Source organism: Methanoculleus sp. (genome assembly GCF_035363275.1).
Taxonomy (GTDB): domain Archaea; phylum Halobacteriota; class Methanomicrobia; order Methanomicrobiales; family Methanoculleaceae; genus Methanoculleus.
Genome location: NZ_DAOSET010000105.1, coordinates 1 through 3,107 on the forward strand (window position 1 = coordinate 1; position 3,107 = coordinate 3,107).

Below are 3,107 nucleotides of genomic sequence, written 5' to 3' on the forward strand. Positions count from 1 at the left end.
GACTACACCGTTCCGGTCACGATCAAGAACGGGGGCGGAAGCGACGTCGGCGCCTTCGACCTCACCATCTACCTGGACGGCGATAAAGCGGCGGTCAAGCACGTCGACGGGATAGGTGCCGGGGCGACGGTCACCATCAATGTCCCGCTCTACACGACGGCGGGAAAACACCGGCTCAAGATCGTCGCGGATGAAGGGAGTACTATCAAAGACTCGAACAGGGCAAACAACGCGGCGGAGGGCGAGTATGTCTTCCCGTAGGACTCTCGCCGGGCTGATCCTCCTGCTCGGACTCCTCGCAGCGCCCGCGGCGGCCACCTACGCCGGGGACAGACCGCTCTCGACCGTCTTTCACGATGAGCTCCGGGGAGGCTACGTCTACACCGCCGGCAACAGCACCTACAGCGGCGCGCTCAACCCCGAAGACCGGTATGCGGTCTCGTTTGATATCGACCTCCCGGCGGACGCAGCCGTCCGCTACCAGCGCATCTATGTCTACTGGTCCTGGAGCAAACTCGACCAGAATGCAATCTACCCGGCGCTCTCGCTCACCCGCACGGATACGGGCGAGAACCTCACGGAGGTTGCCCGCCACACGGACTCCAAGGGGTTCGTCAGCACGAACGACTTCTTCTCCGGCATGGACATCTTCGCGACCAAAGATCTCAACCCCGGGAAAAACTCCTTTGAGGTCGTACTCAAGAACAACGCCACCGACAACCGGACGTTCGTCGTCCAGGGAATAGGGCTGCTCACCGTCTACGAGAGCCCCGAATCGCCGGAGGCGATCGTCTGGGTGAGCGAGGGGGCCGACCTCCTCTACAGCAGCTACGGGATCACCCCCGCCATGGCGTCGAGCCGGATCGACTTTCCCGGAGAGATCGACCGTTCCGGCCTTAAGTCGGCCGAACTCTTCCTCGTCGCTCCTTCGGGGGGCTACACCCGGGAGAACATACCGGTGATCAACCGGCTCTTCTTCAACCGCGAGGGGACAGGCAGCATGCCCTCGTTCTTTGAAACTATCCTCTCGGCGCTCTTCCCGGGGTCGAGCGGGAAGGAGTGGGTGAACGTCTTTGACTCCGACGAGACGGTGCAGATCGGGATCGACCGGCGGGACGTTCTGCCCTACCTGCGGTCCGAAGGGAACTTTGCGCTGGTCCAGGACGAGAAAGACTACCTTGTCCTGTCAAACGCCGTTCTCCGGGCCGAACGGAGGTGATAGGATGGAGACCATCATCGAGGCGAGACACCTGAACAAGGCGTACAACGACCGGGTGACCGCTCTTCTGGATGTGAACCTCGCCATCTGGAAGGGCGAGTTCGTCGCCCTCCTCGGGAGGAGCGGCAGCGGGAAGAGCACGCTCCTGAACATACTCGGCGGCCTTGACGCCCCGACGTCGGGAGAGATCCGCATCGACGGTAAATGCATCGATTTCAGTGACCGAAAGGCGCTCATCGCTCTCCGGAGAGGGTCTATCGGGTTTATCTTCCAGAGTTTCAACCTCATCCCGGCGCTGACGGCGCAGGAGAACGTCGAGTACCCCCTCCTCTTCAACTATCACGACAGGGCCGCGCGGAGAGAGCGGGCCGCCGACCTCCTCGCGACCGTGGGCCTTGCAGATCGGGCGCACCACTATCCACGAGAGATGAGCGGCGGCGAGCAGCAGCGGGTGGCGATCGCGCGGGCCCTCGCCGGAGACCCGCTCATCGTCCTTGCCGACGAGCCGACAGGGAACCTGGATTCAAAGACGCGCGACGAGATCTTCGGCCTGATGCGGCAGGTGAACCGGGAGCGGGAGACGACGTTTCTGATCGTCACCCACGAGCGCGAGCTCGGGCGACGGACCGACCGCACCATCAAACTCCTCGACGGGAGGGTGGTATCGTGATCTTCGGAAGGCTGATCGATTACCTGAAGGTCTCGGCCCACCAGGTCGCCCGAAAACGTATGCGCGTCTTTCTCACCGCCCTCGGCATCGCTATCGGCGTTGCGGCGGTCGTCGGGACCGTCTCTCTCGGCGAAGGCATCCGCTACCAGGCGGTGGAGGCGATCAAGGAGCAGTCCGACCTCACGCTCATCGAGGCGACCGCGGATATCCGCGGAGGCGCGATCCAGCTCATCACGCCGGCAAAGATCGACGAACTCGCCGCCATCCAGCACGTCGAGGCTTCTTCGGCGGTGGTCAGGGAAGCGTACACCACGAAACGGCAGACCTACCTCGAGGTCGTGGGGATCGATCCCGGCGGGATCGAGGGCGTGATCCGGCCGAAGTTCCTGAGAGGCGGCCCCCTCGAGCCCGGCTCCCGGCAGGCGGTGCTCGGGCACGACGTCGCCGAGACGCTCCAGCGCTACGAGGGGGTCCGGTTCGGCGATGCCGTCCCGATCCTCATCCGGCGCTACGACGCCAACGGCATGCCGGTCGATGAAGAGGTGACGTTCACCCTGGTCGGCGTGCTCCAGGAGCGGGACGATGCGTTCGACCAGGCGATGCTGGTCGACCGCGGGGTCGCGCAGGAACTGCGCGGGGACGAGACGGCGTTCGACGGCGTCCTGATCCGGGTCGATCACCCTGAGGAGGTCTTCGGCGTCGTGGACGACGTCAAGGCGCTCGGCCTCACCGCGAAGGGCGCGTTTCAGCAGATCGAGTCGGTGAACCAGCTGATGGACGTCGTCGTCCTCATCCTGGCGTTCTTTGCCGGGGTCTCCCTGATCGTGGGGGTGCTGATGATCGTCAACACGATGGTCACATCGGTCTTTGAGCGGACACGCGAGATCGGGATCACCATGGCCATCGGGGCCTCCCCGGCGGACGTCGTCTACCTCATCCTCGCCGAATGCTTCTACATCGGGTTGATCGGAGGGGTGCTCGGCAATCTTCTTGGGGTCGCATTCACGGGCGCGATCAATACGTTCGGCAAACCGTTCATCATCGCCCGGCTCGGCGATACGTTCTCCACGTTCGCCGAGGGCGATATCACCCTGATCACGCCCGAAATCCTCGCGATCGGGATGGCGATCGCGATCGTTCTCTCTCTGGTATCGGGTCTCTATCCGGCGTTGAAGGCAGCGCACCTCAACCCGGTGACGGCGATACGGACGGGGGTGT

General features: G+C 63.7%; 4 protein-coding genes. All 4 read left to right on the forward strand.

Translation table 11 applies throughout. From position 1 onward, the window contains the following. Positions 1 to 261: CARDB domain-containing protein (locus PLN84_RS12915; RefSeq protein ID WP_348532155.1), on the forward strand; the 261-nt coding region annotated here is incomplete at its 5' end. Beyond that, positions 248 to 1,219, forward strand: a complete 972-nt coding sequence (locus PLN84_RS12920) for a DUF3344 domain-containing protein (protein ID WP_348532156.1) — start codon at positions 248 to 250, stop codon at positions 1,217 to 1,219. The genes PLN84_RS12915 and PLN84_RS12920, both read left to right, overlap by 14 nt. A 4-nt stretch (positions 1,220 to 1,223) precedes the next feature. After that, positions 1,224 to 1,889, forward strand: coding sequence for an ABC transporter ATP-binding protein (locus tag PLN84_RS12925; protein ID WP_348532157.1), 666 nt, complete (start codon positions 1,224 to 1,226; stop codon positions 1,887 to 1,889). Beyond that, a partial coding sequence (locus PLN84_RS12930) for an ABC transporter permease (RefSeq protein WP_348532158.1) occupies positions 1,886 to 3,107 on the forward strand: 1,222 nt, incomplete at its 3' end. The genes PLN84_RS12925 and PLN84_RS12930, both read left to right, overlap by 4 nt.

Bases quoted from the DNA above. Each gene is read 5' to 3' on its own strand.
- PLN84_RS12920 (WP_348532156.1), top strand. From the start codon at position 248: ATGTCTTCCCGTAGGACTCTCGCCGGGCTGATCCTCCTGCTCGGACTC.
- PLN84_RS12925 (WP_348532157.1), top strand. From the start codon at position 1,224: ATGGAGACCATCATCGAGGCGAGACACCTGAACAAGGCGTACAACGAC.